Origin of the sequence: Spirillospora sp. NPDC046719 (assembly GCF_040645715.1) — a bacterium.
In the GTDB taxonomy this organism is placed as follows: domain Bacteria; phylum Actinomycetota; class Actinomycetes; order Streptosporangiales; family Streptosporangiaceae; genus Spirillospora.
Map to the genome: position 1 here is coordinate 1 of NZ_JBEYYT010000234.1, position 14488 is coordinate 14488.

The 14488-nt window shown below is 74.6% G+C and carries 17 protein-coding genes; 6 read left to right on the forward strand and 11 right to left on the reverse strand.

Annotated elements, in window-relative coordinates; all coding sequences use genetic code 11:
- From mftF to mftA, 6 genes are all read right to left on the reverse strand, one after another.
- Window positions 1-965: mycofactocin biosynthesis glycosyltransferase MftF (gene mftF / locus ABZ914_RS31660; RefSeq protein WP_500197689.1), on the reverse strand; the 965-nt coding region annotated here is incomplete at its 3' end.
- A 14-nt stretch (window positions 966-979) separates the two neighbouring features.
- A complete protein-coding gene (mftE, locus tag ABZ914_RS31665; protein WP_500197691.1) occupies window positions 980-1735 on the reverse strand; it encodes a mycofactocin biosynthesis peptidyl-dipeptidase MftE in 756 nt (251 codons plus the stop codon).
- Between the two features lies 1 nt (window position 1736).
- Window positions 1737-2927 carry a pre-mycofactocin synthase MftD gene (mftD, locus tag ABZ914_RS31670; RefSeq protein ID WP_500197693.1) on the reverse strand — a complete coding sequence of 397 codons (1191 nt, stop codon included), beginning with the start codon at window positions 2925-2927 and terminating at the stop codon, window positions 1737-1739.
- A 63-nt stretch (window positions 2928-2990) separates the two neighbouring features.
- The gene (gene mftC / locus ABZ914_RS31675; protein ID WP_500197694.1) at window positions 2991-4247 is read right to left on the reverse strand and encodes a mycofactocin radical SAM maturase; all 1257 of its coding nucleotides are present in this window, start codon (window positions 4245-4247) and stop codon (window positions 2991-2993) included.
- Entirely contained in the window at window positions 4244-4531 is a 288-nt protein-coding gene (gene mftB, locus ABZ914_RS31680) for a mycofactocin biosynthesis chaperone MftB (RefSeq protein WP_190865217.1), read from the reverse strand. Before mftB ends, mftC begins: the two co-directional genes overlap by 4 nt.
- 10 nt (window positions 4532-4541) lie before the next feature.
- Window positions 4542-4664 carry a mycofactocin precursor MftA gene (mftA, locus tag ABZ914_RS31685; RefSeq protein WP_190865215.1) on the reverse strand — a complete coding sequence of 41 codons (123 nt, stop codon included), beginning with the start codon at window positions 4662-4664 and terminating at the stop codon, window positions 4542-4544.
- A gap of 138 nt (window positions 4665-4802) precedes the next feature.
- Here mftA and mftG point away from each other — a divergent pair, with 138 nt between their 5' ends.
- Complete coding sequence (mftG, locus tag ABZ914_RS31690; protein ID WP_500197695.1) at window positions 4803-6341, forward strand: mycofactocin dehydrogenase MftG; 1539 nt, start codon at window positions 4803-4805, stop codon at window positions 6339-6341.
- A 57-nt stretch (window positions 6342-6398) separates the two neighbouring features.
- On the opposite strand, the gene mftR is transcribed toward mftG, so the two are convergent.
- Window positions 6399-7040 carry a mycofactocin system transcriptional regulator MftR gene (mftR, locus tag ABZ914_RS31695; protein ID WP_347257015.1) on the reverse strand — a complete coding sequence of 214 codons (642 nt, stop codon included), beginning with the start codon at window positions 7038-7040 and terminating at the stop codon, window positions 6399-6401.
- A gap of 105 nt (window positions 7041-7145) precedes the next feature.
- Complete coding sequence (locus tag ABZ914_RS31700) at window positions 7146-9011, reverse strand: bifunctional metallophosphatase/5'-nucleotidase (protein ID WP_500197696.1); 1866 nt, start codon at window positions 9009-9011, stop codon at window positions 7146-7148.
- 173 nt (window positions 9012-9184) lie between these two features.
- On the opposite strand from ABZ914_RS31700, the gene ABZ914_RS31705 reads away from it, so the two are divergent.
- The 3 genes from ABZ914_RS31705 to ABZ914_RS31715 are packed head-to-tail and all read left to right on the forward strand — an operon-like array spanning window position 9185 to window position 11268.
- The gene (locus ABZ914_RS31705) at window positions 9185-9721 is read left to right on the forward strand and encodes a cysteine hydrolase family protein (RefSeq protein WP_500197697.1); all 537 of its coding nucleotides are present in this window, start codon (window positions 9185-9187) and stop codon (window positions 9719-9721) included.
- 54 nt (window positions 9722-9775) lie between these two features.
- On the forward strand, window positions 9776-10747 hold the full coding sequence (locus tag ABZ914_RS31710; protein ID WP_500197698.1) for a helix-turn-helix transcriptional regulator: 972 nt from the start codon (window positions 9776-9778) through the stop codon (window positions 10745-10747).
- Window positions 10748-10794: 47 nt separating this feature from the next.
- Window positions 10795-11268, forward strand: a complete 474-nt coding sequence (locus ABZ914_RS31715; RefSeq protein ID WP_500197699.1) for a DUF3237 domain-containing protein — start codon at window positions 10795-10797, stop codon at window positions 11266-11268.
- Window positions 11269-11322: 54 nt separating this feature from the next.
- Here the strand turns inward: ABZ914_RS31715 and ABZ914_RS31720 are convergent, their stop codons facing one another.
- Window positions 11323-11703 carry a MerR family transcriptional regulator gene (locus ABZ914_RS31720; protein WP_500197706.1) on the reverse strand — a complete coding sequence of 127 codons (381 nt, stop codon included), beginning with the start codon at window positions 11701-11703 and terminating at the stop codon, window positions 11323-11325.
- Window positions 11704-11814: 111 nt separating this feature from the next.
- Here ABZ914_RS31720 and ABZ914_RS31725 point away from each other — a divergent pair, with 111 nt between their 5' ends.
- On the forward strand, window positions 11815-12774 hold the full coding sequence (locus tag ABZ914_RS31725; protein WP_500197701.1) for an alpha/beta hydrolase family protein: 960 nt from the start codon (window positions 11815-11817) through the stop codon (window positions 12772-12774).
- Between the two features lie 19 nt (window positions 12775-12793).
- On the opposite strand, the gene ABZ914_RS31730 is transcribed toward ABZ914_RS31725, so the two are convergent.
- On the reverse strand, window positions 12794-13534 hold the full coding sequence (locus ABZ914_RS31730; protein WP_190865199.1) for an SDR family oxidoreductase: 741 nt from the start codon (window positions 13532-13534) through the stop codon (window positions 12794-12796).
- A gap of 86 nt (window positions 13535-13620) precedes the next feature.
- Between ABZ914_RS31730 and ABZ914_RS31735 the strand changes: the two genes are divergently transcribed.
- On the forward strand, window positions 13621-14094 hold the full coding sequence (locus tag ABZ914_RS31735) for an RrF2 family transcriptional regulator (protein ID WP_433149997.1): 474 nt from the start codon (window positions 13621-13623) through the stop codon (window positions 14092-14094).
- Window positions 14095-14103: 9 nt separating this feature from the next.
- On the opposite strand, the gene ABZ914_RS31740 is transcribed toward ABZ914_RS31735, so the two are convergent.
- Window positions 14104-14488, reverse strand: a 385-nt coding sequence (locus ABZ914_RS31740; RefSeq protein ID WP_500197704.1) for a hypothetical protein, incomplete at its 5' end; no start/stop codon positions are given.

Below are 14488 nucleotides of genomic sequence, written 5' to 3' on the forward strand. Positions count from 1 at the left end.
GGCGCGAGCCGGCCGGGGTGGCGCCGGGCGAGATCGGCGGCGGACGTGCCGTACTCGTGCCGCCGCCGCGCCCAGGCCGCCGGGCGGAGCCGAGGCGTGTGCGCGACCCGTGCGGCGGGCTCGTAGCGGACGTTCCACCCCTGGTCGCCCAGCCGCCAGACGAAGTCGACGTCCTCGCCGAGCCGCAGGTCCTCGTCGAACGGATCGTCCGGGACGGCCGCGACCCGGACCAGCAGCGTCGCGGTCGGCACGAACCCGAGCCGGCCGCCGGGACGGACCAGGGCGGGCCGCAGGCCCATGTCCAGCGCCGACCGCGCGGTCTCGTAGCGGGCCAGCAGCCCGGTGTCGTCCGACAGCGGCACGACGCGGGGGGCGACGGCGGCGACGCGGGGGTCGTCGAAGTGCGGGACGAGGACGTCGAGCCAGCCCGCCATCGGGCGGCAGTCGGAGTCCACGAACGCGGCGAACCGTGTCTCGACCAGGCGCAGGCCGGTGTTGCGCGCCGCCGCCGGGCCCCGGTTGCGGGAATGCCGGACGAGCCGCGCGCCGTACGCGTCCGCGACCCGCCGCAGCGGTCCGGGGTCGGGCGACGCGTCGTCCACGACGACCACCGGCACGTCCCCGACGGCGGCCAGGGATCGTTCCAGCTCGTCGGCCCGCTCGTAGGCGGGGATGACCACCGTCACGTCGTGCGGTCCGGGACGCGGCGCCGGGAGCGGGTCGGCCATGCCGAGGTCGAGGAGCCTGCGCGCCAGCGCCCGTCCGAGCGGCGAGGGGTCGGCGAGGCCGGCGCGGCCCGCCCGGCGCAGCGCCGCCAGGTGCGGGCGAGCCGCGTCCGCCAGCCGGACCACCTTCCAGGGCGCGCCGCCGGTGGCCACGCGCCCGCCCGACCAGAGCGAGGTGTCCCGGGCCAGCGCGACGGGCAGGTCCGCGGGCAGCCGGAACCGGTCCTTCGGCGCGCTCATGTTCTTCGGCGGTGTCATGGCCGCGCGGCGGCGGGGTCGAGGAGCCGGCCGCGCTCGTCCGTTCGCCGGCCGCCGATGCGGCGGACGACCGACGCCACCATGCCGGCCGCGATCTCGCGGCCCCGTTCGGCGGACGCCCCGGCCGGGTCGCCGAGCACGCCGGACGGCGAGACGGCGCGCACGCCGCCCGCGACCAGGTCCGGCATGATCGCGGCGAGCGGGCGGGTCTCCCCGGTGACGCCGCCGAAGGGACGCACCAGGCCGGGGGCCAGATGCAGCATCACGGACGTCTCGGTGAACCCGGCGTGCGCGTCGCCGCCGGGCACGCCGCAGCCGACCCAGGCGGTGTCGTGCCCCTCGGCCCGCATCCGCCCGGCGGCGGCGTCGAGGGTGGGGACGTTGCCGCCGTGCCCGTTGACGAAGACGACGCGTCCCGCCCACAGCGCGAGCGACCGCACGGTCTCCACCAGCACCGCGTTCAGCGCCTCGTGCCCGATGGAGACCGTGCCGGGGAACCCGGCGTGCTCGCCGCTCGCCCCGAACGCGATCGCCGGGGCGACGAGCACCTGCCCCTCCGACTCCGGGCGCAGGGCGTCCGCCGCGCGCGCGGCGACCGCCTCCGCGATCACCGTGTCGGTGGACAGCGGAAGGTGCGGCCCGTGCTGCTCGGTCGACCCGACCGGCACCAGGACGAGCGGAGCCGCCCGGACGTCCGTCCAGGCGGCCCCGGCCAGGTCCCCGGCACCGGGCACGTCTCCGGCAGCCCGCACGTCAGCCGGCCGAGCCGCCGCCGCCCAGCGTCAGCGCGAAGCCGGGCGGGATGACGAGGTCGTCGGGGTTGAGTTCGTCGACCGAGGAGTGGCCGAGCCCGAGCACGGCGGAGTCGAGGCCGCCGCGCATGATGTCCAGGACGTTCTCCACGCCGGCCTGCCCGTTGGCGGCCAGCCCCCACAGGTACGCGCGGCCGATCAGCACGGCGCGCGCGCCGAGCGCGAGGGCCTTGGCGACGTCGCCGCCGCGCCGCACGCCGCCGTCCAGCAGCACCTCGATCTGGTCGCCGACCGCCTCGGCGATCGACGGCAGGACCCGGATCGTGGCGGGCGTCGTGTCGAGGTTGTTGCCGCCGTGGTTGGACACCGACAGCGCCGTCACCCCGGCGTCCACGGCGCGCTTGGCGTCGTCGACGCGGGTGACGCCCTTGAGCAGGAACGGGCCGCCCCACTCCTCGCGCAGCCACGCGACGTCCTCCCAGGTGGGAGGCGGCGTCTGCATCCACTCGCCGTACGCGCCGAAGAAGGTCGGCGCCGGGCCGTTCGGCGGCTTCAGGTTCGGGGTGGTGAGGTCGGGGATCCGGCCCTCCTTGGCGAACTTCCACAGCCAGCCCGGATGCGGCAGCACGCCCGGCGCGAGCTTCGCCGCCGTCCTGAAGTCGATCTTCTCCGGGATCATGGGGCTGCCCCAGTCCCGGCCGTTGGAGAACGACCAGTCGAGCGTGGCGATCAGCGCCTTCGCGCCGGCCTTCTTCGCGCGGTCGAGGCGCTGGACCATCGCGTCGCGGTCGCCGCTCCAGTACATCTGGAAGAAGACGTTCGGGTTGGCCTCCGCGACCTCCTCCACGGGCTTGCTCGCGAACGAGCTGAGCCCCATGATGACGCCCCGGTTCGCGGCGGCCCGCGCCACCGCCACCTCCCCGTCGGGGTGCACGGCCTGCACGCCGGTGGGGGAGATGAGCACGGGCATGGAGGTCTCCACGCCCATCACGGTGGTGGACAGGTCGCGCTGCGCCTTGTGGCCGACGACGCGGGGCGCGAAGCCGAGGTCGCCGAACGCCTTCGTGTTGGCGTCGATCGTCCGGCCGCGCTCCGAGCCCGCGACCAGCGCCCCGTAGACCATGTGCGGGAGCCGCCGCTTGGCCCGGCGCTGCGCCTCGGCCACGGTCTCGAACCACGGGTTCTTGAACATGTCGATGTCTCCTGAAGGGGTGGACCACGAGAGGGTCCGTTGGAGGAACCGCCGGGGGAACCGCTAGGAGAGCCGGAGTCCGGCCAGCGGGTTCTCCTCGCAGGCGCTCACCGGCGGGCGCTCCGGCGGGCGGCTCATGAGGGTGACCGGCACCGGCCGCCGGCGCGGCGGCGAGGTGCGGTGCGAGTGGTCGGCGGACGGCTTCGGGATCCCGGCCCGGTCCTCGGGACGCCGCGCGAGCAGCTTCTCGCCGTGCCCCTGCACGCATTCGGGGTCGGGGCCGTCCAGTGGCAGGCCGGTGAAGAACTTGGCGGCCATGCAGCCGCCCTTGCACGTGTCGTAGAAGCCGCAGGACGCGCACGCCCCGCCGGTCTGCGGCTCGCGCAGGTTCCGGAACAGGTCCGACTCGCGCCACACGCGGGCGAACCCGCCCGGCTGCCGGATGCTGCCCGCGAGGAACTCGTCGTGGATCGCGAACGGGCAGGCGTACACGTCGCCGATCGGGTCGATGAGGCAGACGACCCGTCCGGCGCCGCACAGGTTCAGGCCGGGCAGCGCCTTGCCGTAGGCGGACAGGTGGAAGAACGAGTCGCCGGTCAGCACGCTGTCGCCGTGCGCCACCAGCCAGTCGTACAGCTCGCGCTGCTGCTCCTGGCGCGGGTGCAGCTCGTCCCACACGTCCGCGCCGCGGCCGGACGGGCGCAGCCGCGTCAGCCGCAGCTGCGCGCCGTACTCGTCGGCGATCGCCTTGAACGCGTCCATCTGCGGGATGTTGTGGCGGGTGCACACCACCGACAGCTTGAAGTTCTTCATCCCGGCGTCGCGCAGGTTCCGCATCGCGCGGATCGCGGTGTCGTAGGAGCCGGGGCCGCGGACCGCGTCGTTGACCTCGGGCGTCGCGCCGTCCAGCGAGATCTGCACGTCCACGTAGTCGTTGGCCGCGAGCCGCTCGGCGACCTCCGGGGTGATCCGGACGCCGTTGGTGGAGAACTTCACGCCCACGTGGTGGGCGGTGGCGTAGTCCAGCAGCTCCCAGAAGTCGGGCCGGACGGTCGGCTCGCCGCCGCCGATGTTGACGTAGAAGACCTGCATGGCCTCCAGCTCGTCGATGACGGCCTTGCACTCCTCGGTGCTCAGCTCGCGCGGGTCGCGCCGTCCCGAGCTGGACAGGCAGTGCGCGCACGACAGGTTGCAGGCGTAGGTGAGCTCCCAGGTCAGGCAGATCGGCGCGTCGAGCCCGTACTCGAACAGGTCGACCAACCGCGTCCCGGGCCGCGGCGCGGGCCGGTTCGGGGCGGGCCGGTTCGTCGCGATGGTCATGGGGTCCTTTCCACGAGCATGGAGGAGCCGGCGAGGGCGCCGAGCGCCGCGCCGAACCTCGGCAGGTCCGCCGCGGGGACGCCGGCGCGGGCGCACGCCTCCCGGGCGGTGGGCGCCTCCCCGAGGGACCGGACGACCTCCAGGAGGCGGCGGTCCTTCAGGAACGACAGCTTGCGCGTCCCGAAGTGGTAGAGGAGCGCGCCGAAGGGCTCGGGCCGCACCGAGACCTGCGGGTGCAGGTCCCAGGCGCGGTCGAGGTCGAGGTCCGGCACGGGCTGGGCCATGGCGTGCGGCCTAGTAGACGCCGCACATGCCGTCGATCGAGACCTCCTCGATCAGCGACTCGGCGACGTCGGCGTCCTGGGCGCGGTCGTCGGCCTGGTCGGCCGGCGGGTTCTGCGGAGCGTTGCTCTCCATGGGTCCTCCCTCGTGCGGCGTGCGACGGCCCGGCCGTCCCGGCGGGCGGGGCGGCTCGTACCATCGGTCCTGGACGGATACTAAATGCATCGAGTGTCATAAAGGAAGGTCCCGCTCCATGATCCGCCGGAATCCCGGATGAGCACGCCCGCCCCGCGCCGCCCCGACGTGCTCGTGGTGGGAGCGGGCGGCAGCGGCGCCGTCCTGGCGGCCCGGCTCAGCGAGGACCCCGGATGCGAGGTGCTCCTGGCCGAGGCCGGACCGGTTCCGCGCTCTCTCTCGGACTTCCCCGGCGGCCTGCTCGACGCTCGCCTCGTTCCCGGCGCGCAACCGGGCAACGCCGCCGTCCGGACGTTCCCGGCCCTCCTCGCGCCCGGCCTGCCCTACGCGGCGGCGCGCGGCCGGTTCCTCGGCGGGTCCACCACCGTCAACGGCGGCTACTTCGTCCGGGCGCGGCGCGCGGACTTCGACCGCTGGTCCGTCCACGGGGACCTGTGGTCCTACGACCGGGTGCTGCCGCTCATGCGGGCGCTGGAGACCGACCTCGACTTCGGCGCCACCGCGCTGCACGGCGGCGACGGCCCCGTCCCCGTCCGCCGCACCGGCCTGAGCCATCCCGCCGCCGCCGCGTTCCAGGCCGCCGCCCGGTCCCTCGGGCACCCGGACGACCCCGACAAGAACGCGCAGGGCGCGCCCGGCTCCGGCCCGGTGCCGTCGAACACGGTGGACGGCCGGCGGATCAACACCGGGATCGCCTACCTCCTCGGCGAGGCCGCGAGGCGGCCCAACCTCACCGTCCTCGGCGACTGCGTGGTGCGGTCGGTCGTGATCAGGCGCGGCAGGGCGACCGGAGCGGTGCTCGATCAGGGCGGGCGGCGGACGGTCCTCGACGCAGGAGAGGTGGTCCTGTGCGCGGGCTCGCTCTCCTCGCCCCACCTGCTGCATCTGTCCGGCGTCGGCCCCGCCGACGACCTCGCGCGCCACGGCGTCCCCGTCGTCCACGACCTGCCCGCCGTCGGCGCCGCGCTCAGCGACCACCCCCAGGTCACCGTGGAATGGGCCCCGCGGCGCCCGCTGCCGCCGCCGTCCGGGAGCTGGCTCGGCGGCGCCCTCCACCTGCCCTCCTCCGGCGGCGCCGCGGCGGGCGACCTGGAGATCCTCCAGTCCCTCGTGCCGATCATGGGCCTGGTCGGCGGGGAGCCGGCCGCCCCCGGCGCGCCCCTGCCCCTGCTCGTCTCGGCGCTGGCGCCCCGCGCGAGCGGGACGCTCCGCACCGTCTCCGCCGACCCCGACGTCCCGCCGCGGATCACCTACGGCTACCTGGAGACCGCCGCCGACCGCCGCCGGATGCGCGAGGCCGTGCGCGCCGCGGCCGCCGTCGTGACCTCCGACGCGTTCGGCGAGGTCTCCGGCGGCCTGGTCGACCCCCCGCAAGGCCCGCTGGACGACGACGACCTGCTCGACGCGTGGATCCTCGCCCGGCTCGGCACGTCCCAGCACACCTGCGGGACCGTGCCGATGGGCGCCGCCGTCGACGGCCACGGCCGCGTGCACGGCCTGACCGGGCTCCGCGTCGCCGACACGTCCGTCCTCCCGGACGCGCCGCTGCGCGGGCCCGCCGCGACCGCCGTCCTCATCGGCGAGGTGATCGCCGGGGCCGTCCGCGCCGGCGGGTGACGCCCGCTCGCCGCGCCTCTCGCCAGGCCGACGCCTCCCGCCAGGCCGCGCCTCCCGCTAGGCCGACACCGAGCCGGCGCCGTCCAGCACCGCCGACAGGCCCGCGCTCACCTGCCGCAGCGCCTCGTCCAGCACGTCCGCGAGCACCGTCTCCTCGCCGGACGCCAGCCAGAACTCGTACGCCGACACGCAGGCCGACAGCACGACGTTCCCGGCGAGCCGGGGCACCAGCGCCGACACCGGCGCGCCGGTCCGCTCGGCCACGAACGCCGTGATCACCGACCGCCAGGACGCGTACCGCAGCGTCGCGTCCGCCTGGAGCGTCGGCACCCCGAGGATCAGCTGCATCCGCTGCCGGTGCCACGGCACGTCCTGCGGGTCGAACCGGTTGAACTCGACGACGGCGCGGCGCACCGCGTCCATCATCGGGACGTGCGGGTCCGCCTCGTCGAGCAGCTCCCGCAGCCTCCGCAACTGGCCCTCGAAGTCGCCCCACACCAGGTCGTTCTTGGACGAGAAGTAGCGGAAGAACGTCCGCCGCGCGATCCCCGCCGCCGCCGCGATGTCGTCGACGGTGGTCTCGTCGAACCCCTTGCGGGCGAACAGCTCGAACGCCAGCCGCTCCAGGACGGCCGGCGAGGTCGCGCGCGGCCTGCCCATGGCCCGCTGGGGACCGGCCGTCCCGCCTTCCGAGGTCACGGCACCAGAATCCCACGCCCCGCACGGGTCCGCATCCGGAAGCCGCGCGGGGCCGCGTCAAGGAGGACGGGTCGGGGCCGCGCCGAGGACGGCGGGCGGGCCCCGTCAGAAGACGGGCGTGCCGTCGCGGACGAGCCTCCAGTTCGCCACGTGGAACGACGCCGGGTCGATGGTGCCGGCCGCCGACGCGTACGCCACGATCGCCTCGCGGATCGCGAGCTGGGCGTTGTAGACCACCGGCGCCGTCGAGATGTGCGGGAAGCCGCCGCCGCCGGACTGGCGGTAGTTGTTCACCGCGACGACGAACCTCTGATCGTCCGCCACCGCCGTTCCGTTGAACGCGAGATCGCGGATCCGCGACCCTTCCGCCTGGGCGATGTCGATGTCGTAGGTGACCCCGGAGAACTGGTCGTAGTTGTAGTCGGGGAGGTTGTGGGCGTTCGTCCACGACGCGGGATCGACGGGGTCCCCGGCGGCGACCTGCTTGTAGTACCGCGCCGAGTATTCGAGGTAGTCCTTGATCTGCGCGCCGGTCAGGACGCTGCCGAGCAGGGTGTTGTCGTAGATGTAGAGCCCGGCGATGTCCTTGATGGTGACCTTTCCCGCGGGAAAGGTCGCGGCGCGGCTGAACGGCGCCGCGATCGACAGCACCGGAAGGGACGCGTACTCGGTGCCCGCCACCGCCTCGGTGACCTTCGCGGTCTGCACCGCGTTGACGTAGTCGAGGATCGCGGTGTCCTTCCAGCACGACTCCGCCGCCGACATCTCCTCGGTGGACGTCGCCACGGCCTGGTTCACGTAGGCGACCACGGCGTCGTGCTGCTTCTTCACCAGCCCGGCGAGCGCCGGGTCCTCCTCCACGGTGTTCGTGTTCACCGTCGTCGCCGACTTCCCGACGACCTTCCACCGCCCCCGCTCGCGCCGCAGCGTCAGGTCGAAGACCGACAGGCGCTCGCCCCAGCACTTCGGCTCGCTCATCACGACCGTCTCGCCGCTCGCCTCGTTGGTGACGAACCGCTCGGGGACGTCGATGTGCGCGTGCCCGAAAAGGATCGCGTCGATCCCCGGGACCTGCTGGGCGACCATCGCGGACGCGTTCTCCACCGGAATGTCGCCGGTGTAGGACGACAGTCCGCTGTCGCCCGCGTGCGCGCTGACGACCATGACGTCCACGCCCTGCGCGCGCACGATCGGGACCCATTTCTTGGCCGTCTCGACCAGGTCCAGGAAATCGAGCCTCCCGGACACGTTCGCCTTGTCCCAGATCGCGACGCCCGGGTTCGTCAGCCCCAGCAGCCCGACCCTGATCGGCGGATGCCCCGGGACGCGCATCCGCTTGATGATGTACGGGCGGAACGCCGGACGGTCGGTGCCCGCGTGCACGGCGTTGGCCGCCAGCACCGGCGCGTCCATCTGGCCGATCCACGTGTTCAGGAACGGCAGCCCGTAGTTGAACTCGTGATTGCCGAGCGCCACCGCGTCGAATCCGATGGCGTTCATCTGCAGCGCCATCGGGTGCGTCAGGCCCGTCTTCGTGATGGGCTCCACGGTCGCGTAGTAGAAGCCGAGCGGGGTCCCCTGGATGGTGTCCCCGGCGTCGAAGAGCAGCGTGCGCTCCCGCCCGCGCGCAGCGCGGATCCGCTTCACCAGGCTCGACACCCGCGCCAGCCCGACGACGTTCCCCGCGCTGTCGCTGTACGCGGCGTCCTTGTAGTAGTCCCAGTTCACCGCGTTGCTGTGGAGGTCGGACGTGCCCATGACGGTGATGGTCACGTCGCTCTCCGGCCGCCTGCCCGGCGTCGCGGCCTCCGCCGCCCCGGGCCATCCCGCGAGGGCCAGCGCGCCCGCCGCCGTCAGCCCGCCCAGCGCCTGCCGGCGGCTGATGCCGGGCCGGTGCCCGTGGTCGCCGCCGGCCTCGTCCGGCACCCGGCACGAGCACCAGCGCGGCGCCGGTCCCTGCGGTTCGTCCATCGCACGTCCTTCCAAGGGCTCCAAGTGAGACGACCCGCAACCCTAGGCCCGCCGCGCCGGGCCGGAGCCGGTGAGAATCCCCGATCCTGGGGGCCGATCGTTGGCAATCCCCGTCCTTGCGCCACGCCGCCCGGGGCAGGTGTGCGACGGCCCTGACCGGGCAGAGCAGGCCCGTGAGCACGAGTGCGCTGATCGTCGTCGACATGCTGAACCCCTACGGCCACCAGGACGCGGGCCTGCTCACCGCGAGCGTGGAGCGGACGATCGAACCCCTGCGGCGGCTGCTGGAGCGCGCCCGCGAGCGCGACGACGTGCGCCTGCTGTACGTCAACGACAACCACGGCGACTTCACCGCCGACCGGCACGACCTCGTCCGCCGGGCGCTGGACGGCGAGCGTCCCGACCTGGTCGAGCCGATCCTGCCGCCGGACGACTGCGCCTTCCTGGCCAAGGTCCGCCACAGCGCCTTCTACGGGACGGCGCTGGAGTACCTGCTCTCCCGCGAAGGCGTGGAGGAGATCATCCTCGCCGGGCAGGTCACCGAGCAGTGCGTGCTCTACAGCGCCCTGGACGCCTACGTCCGGCACTTCAAGATCAAGGTGGTCCGCGACGCGGTCGCCCACATCCACCCCGACCTCGGCTACGCCGCGCTCCGCATGATGGACCTGAACATGCGCGCCGAGATCGTCACCGCCGCCAAGTGCCTCTGACGGGGCGGGACGCGGCGGGGAGGGGCGTGCCGCGGCCCGTGGAACGATGAGCGCGTGACCGTCGAGGCGACGACCGAGCGGGTGCTGCGGCTGCTGGGGCTGCTCCAGCGCCGGCCGTCCTGGACCGCCGCCGAACTCGCCGCGGAACTGCGCGTCACCGACCGCTCGGTGCGCCGCGACGTGGAGCGGCTGCGCGCGCTCGGCTACCCCGTGCACGCCGTGCCGGGCGTCGGCGGCGGCTACCGGCTCGGTGCGGGCACCCGGCTGCCGCCGCTGCTGCTCGACGACGAGGAGGCGATCGCGACGGCGGTCTCGCTGCGGCTGGCGGCGGGCGGGACGGTCGCCGGGGCGGGGGAGGCGGCGCTGCGCGCGCTCGCGAAGCTCGACCAGGTGATGCCGCCCCGGCTGCGCGCCGAGGTGCGGGCGGTGCACGGCGCCACCGAGACCCTCGTCGGTCCCGGCGCCGTCGTCGACGCGGAGGTGCTGGTGACGCTCGCGCGGGCCTGCCGCGACGCGCTGCGGGTGCGGTTCCGGTACGCGGCCCGCGACGGCGCCGAGCGCGAGCGCACGGTGGAGCCGGTCCGGATGGTCGCGACCGGCCGCCGCTGGTACCTGATGGCCTGGGACGTCGACCGGGACGGCTGGCGGACCTTCCGGCTGGACCGGATGCGCGAGGTGGCGGCGACGACCTGGCGCTTCGCGGCGAGGGAGCATCCGGACCCGGTGGACTACGTGCGGCGGTCGGTGGCGGAGGCGCCGTACCGGCACCTCGCCCGGATCCGGGTGCGCGCCCGTCCGGGCCGGGTGCGGGAGCTGGTGCCGCCCGAGGTGGGCCGGGTGGAGGACGGCGGCGACGGGTGGTGCGTGCTCGTCGTCGGCGCCGACGACCTGGACCGGATCGCCGTGCGCGTCGCCCGGCTGGGCTTCGAGACGGAGGTGCTGGAGCCGCCGGAGCTGCGGGAGGCGGCCGCCCGCCTCGCCCGCCGCCTCGCCGCGATGGCCGGGCCCGACGAGATGCAACGGTGATGTACAACGCTGTTGTATATCGGTCGGACCCTCGCTAGCCTGCCGCCATGCCCGACACCGCGTCCCCCTTCGCGCCCGCTCTGACCTTCGCCTTCGAGATCCGCGCCGACCTCGCCCCGACCCTGCACGTGGGCCACGGCGCGGGGGAGAGGACCGAGTTCACCCCCATCACCGGCGGCACGGTCGACGGCCCGCTGCTTCGCGGGACCGTCCTGCCGGGCGGCGACTGGTCGAGCACCCGCGGCGACGTCTGCCAGCTCGACGCCCGCTACCTGCTCCGCGCCGAGGACGGTGCGGTCATCGACATCGTCAACCGCGGCTACTACCACGAGGCCGGCGACTCCCCGGAGCAGTTCGACGGCGACCTCCAGGTGTCCGCGCCCGGCGTCTACTACCGGACCTCGCCCGTCTTCCGCACCGACGCGCCGGCGCACCTGTGGCTCGCCCGGACCGTCTTCGTCGGCCTGGCGCGCGCCTCGGACCCCGAGGCCGTCTTCATCCGCATGTACGCCCTCCTCTGACCCGCCCCGCCGAAGCGCGCCCCCGCTCGCCGAAACGCCCGAAACGGGCGGTGGTCAGTTCGGTCGGCGGGCGGGGCAGTGCTCGCCGGTCCGCAGGTTCGCGGTGGCGGCGGTGATGACGGTGTCGAGCCTGTCCCGGGTGCCGGACAGGTCGCTGATCCGCCGGTCGATGCGCTCGCGTTCCGCGGCGAGCCGGTCGAGGAGCTCCGGCGTGGCCTCGCCGTCCACGACGCAGGGCAGCAGCTCCAGGATCGACCTGCTCGACAGCCCGGCGCCGTACAGCTGCTGGATCAGCGCGACGCGCTCGACCGCGCCGTCCGGGTAGTGCCGCTGGCCGCTGGGGCTGCGCTCCGCGGCGAGCAGGTCCTGCTCCTCGTAGTACCGCAGGGCGCGGACGCTCACGCCCGTCCTCGCGGCGAGCTCGCCGATCCGCATCATGCCTCCCGGTGTGATCCCGGCCACGCCACTTGCCTCTGACGTCAGCGTCAGCTTTTAGCGTAGCCGCGAAGTCGCACCCGCCGCCTCAGCGGTCGGAAAGGAAGAGCCATGACCGGAACCGTGACACCGACCCTCGACCTCGCCCCCGATCGGCCCGTCCCCGTCGTCTCGGTGAAGCCGGTGGTGCTGCCGCCGCCGGGACACGGCGCGGACCCGCGCGGGGAGGACCTGCGCGTGCGCGTCTCCGCGCCCGCGACCGGCGACGCCCTGCCGATCATCGTGTTCTCGCACGGCTTCGGGTCGTCGCTGGAGGGCTACGGCCCCCTGACCGACTACTGGGCCGCCCGCGGGTTCGTCGTGGTCCAGCCCACCCACCTCGACTCGAGGACGGTGGCCCTGCCCGAGGACGACCCCCGGACGCCGCGGATCTGGCGGTTCCGGGTCGAGGACCTGAAGCGCGTCCTCGACCACCTCGACGTGCTGGAGGCCGCCGTCCCCGGCCTCGCCGGACGCCTCGACCGCGAGCGCGTCGCCGCGGCCGGGCACTCCTTCGGCGGCCAGACGGCGGGCAACCTGCTGGGCCTGCGCGTCCTCGACCCCGTGACCGGCGAGGGCGAGGACCTCTCCGATCCCCGGGTCAAGGCGGGCGTCCTGCTCGCCACCGCCGGGCGCGGCGGAGCCGACCTCACGCCGTTCGCGGCCGAGCACTACCCGTTCATGAACCCGGCCTTCGCGCACATGACCACGCCGGCCCTCGTGGTCATGGGGGAGCGGGACGACCTCCCGCTGACCGTCCGCGGACCGGACTGGACGGCCGACCCGTACCACCTGAGCCCCGGCGGCAAGAGCCTGCTCACGGTGTACGGGGCGGAGCACTCGCTCGGCGGGATCCCCGGCTACGAGGCCAGGGAGACGACGGACGAGGACCCGGAACGGCTCGGCCTCGTCCAGCGGCTCACCCTGGCCTACCTCCGCCACGCGCTCGGCATCGACGACTCCGGCTGGACGGCGGCGCGCAAGGAGCTGCTGGAAGGCGACGATCCGCTCGGACGCGTCGAATCCAGGTGATGCGCCGCGCCCGCGTCGCTCACGCCGTCGCGAGCCACTCCTCGAACGTGGTCGGCGCGATGCGGGCGCCCTCGCCGGGCAGCAGGACGTTGCCCGCCATGTCCGTGCCGAGCGGCCCCGCCCAGGTCGGCACGAGCTTCACCGTGCGGCCGCGCGCCTGGTGGGTGCGGCGCGCCATGTCCACCAGGTCCTGCGGCTCCGGCCCGGCGAGGTCGGGGCAGCGGCCCTGCGGCGTGCCCGCGGCGACCTCGGCGAGGACGTCGGCGACGTCGGCGGGCGCGACCGGCTGGACGAGCAGCGGCGGGATCGCGGCCACGCCGTCCCGCTCGGTCCAGCCGGCGAGCATCGCGGCGAAGTCGTGGAACTGGGTGGCCGGGACGATCGACCACGGCACCGGCCCCGCGGCGACCAGGCGCTCCTGCTCGCGCTTGCCCGCGTAGTGCGCGTTGCCCTCGACGCGGTCGACCCCGGCGATCGACAGCAGGACGTGGTGGCCGACCCCGGCGCGCTCCTCGGCGGCGAGCAGGTTCCGGGTGGCAGCGGTGAAGAAGGCGACCGTCTCGGCCGGGTCGGCGGCCGTCGCGTTCGTGGCGTCGACGACCGCGCCGACGCCGGCCAGGGCCGCGTCGAGCCCGTCGCCGGTCACCAGGTCGACGCCGAGCGAGCGGCTGATCCGCACGACGTCGTGCCCGGCCTTCTGGAGAGCGGCGACGGTGAGCGCCCCGATGTTCCCGGTCGCGCCCGCTACGGCGATCCGCATGATGACCCCTCCTCGTCTCTGGACAGGACTGCACGGTATCTCGGACTAAAAGGATCCGCAATATCTGTGATAGGTAGGATCGGGGCATGAAGCTGCCCGTGAGCACCGAATGGCTCCTGCACTGCGCCGCGACGCTGGCCCAGCTCGACCCGGGCGCGACCGCCTCGGCGGCCCAGCTCGCGCAGTACTACGACCTGCCGGCGCCCTACCTCGCCAAGCAGCTCCAGACGCTGGTGAAGAGCGGCGTCCTGGCGGCGGCCACGGGCCCGCGCGGCGGGTTCCGGCTGGCCCGTCCCGCCTCGGAGATCACGCTCCTGCAGATCGTCGAGGCGGTCGACGGGGCGTCCTCGCCCTACGAGTGCCGCGAGATCCGGCAGCAGGGGCGCGGCGCCTTGCGGCCCGAGGACTGCCGTGAGACCTGCGTCCTCGCCGCGAAGATGGCCGAGGCACACGAGGCATGGCGGCAGAGCCTCGACGCCACCTCGCTCGCCGACATCCTCGCCACCCTGCCCGCGTCCGCCCCCGACCGCACCCGCCGGCGCATGGCGGGCACGGCATAGCCGAGGGCGCTACGGCGACCGGAGCGCGTCGCGCTCGCGCACACCGCCGCCGGTGTCGCTGCCGAGAGAGGGTGCCCGTCCCGCCCACCACGGCAGCGGAACGGCGGCCAGCCCCGCGACGGCGGCCACACCGAACGCGATCCGCATCCCGGCGACCGAGTAGCCGGTGCCGGCCCAGGCCAGGGTGGCCAGCGCGGGGCCGAGCGAGAAGCCCAGCTGCCGCGCGAGGCTCTGCGCCGCCCCCGCCGTCCCCTGGAGCGCGGACGGCGCGCGCGCCATGAGCATCGCGAAGCTCGGACCGGCGAACAGGCCGGTCCCCGCCCCCACCACGGCCAGCCGCCAGCCCAGATCGCCGCCCGCCGGGACGAGCAGGAGCACGCCCGCCGTCGTGACC